Origin of the sequence: Mesorhizobium sp. M7D.F.Ca.US.004.01.2.1 (assembly GCF_003997785.1) — a bacterium.
In the GTDB taxonomy this organism is placed as follows: domain Bacteria; phylum Pseudomonadota; class Alphaproteobacteria; order Rhizobiales; family Rhizobiaceae; genus Mesorhizobium; species Mesorhizobium loti.
Genome location: NZ_RZRQ01000699.1, coordinates 1 through 905 on the forward strand (window position 1 = coordinate 1; position 905 = coordinate 905).

The following is a 905-nucleotide window of genomic DNA, read 5'->3' on the forward strand; positions in this document are numbered from 1 at the left end:
CTGATCATCGGCCTGATGGCACGCTTCGGCAGCGAGAAGATTCGCGGCCACGGCATTCCCGAGGCCATCGAGGCGATCCTGCTCGGGCGCTCCAGGCTCGATGCCAAGGTGGCGATCCTGAAGCCGCTGTCATCGGCGATCTCGATCGGTTCCGGTGGGCCGTTCGGCGCCGAGGGTCCGATCATCATGACAGGCGGCGCGATCGGCTCGCTGATCGCACAGATGCTGCCGGTCAGCGATAATGAACGCAAGACGTTGCTGGTGGCGGGTGCGGCGGCGGGCATGACGACCGTGTTCGGAACACCGATCGCTGCCATCATGCTGGCGGTCGAACTGCTGCTTTTCGAATGGACGCCGCGCAGCTTCATCCCCGTGGCAGTGGCGGCGATCATTGCCGAAGTCGAGCGCACCATGCTGCATCTGCCCGGGCCGATCTTTCCGTTCCAGGGTGGCATGGAGGTGACCTTTGTCGGCCTTGCCGGCTGGGTCGCGATCGGCGTCTGCGCAGGACTGTTGTCGGGGCTGCTGACGCAGATGGTCTATGCCTGCGAGGACGGCTTCCAGAAGCTGCCCATTCACTGGATGTGGTGGCCGATGCTGGGCGGTTTGGTTGTCGGCATAGGCGGATTGATCGAACCGCACGCGCTCGGCGTCGGCTATGACAACATCGCCAATATGCTTGACGGCCGCACGATCGCGACCGCCGCGCTGATCCTCCTGGTGGTGAAGGCCATCATCTGGTCGGTGGCGCTTGGTTCAGGAACATCAGGGGGCGTGTTGGCGCCGCTGCTGATCATGGGCGGGGCGATGGGTGCGGTGCTCGCGGGAATTCTGCCCGCGGCGGACCCGGGCTTCTGGGCATTACTGGCCATGGCCGCCACCATGGGCGGCACAATGCGCGCGCC

Annotated in this window: 1 protein-coding gene; it reads left to right on the forward strand. The window is 65.2% G+C overall.

Annotated features, from left to right (window positions below):
* Positions 1–905, forward strand: a 905-nt coding sequence (locus EN993_RS36270; protein WP_164758077.1) for a chloride channel protein, incomplete at both ends; no start/stop codon positions are given.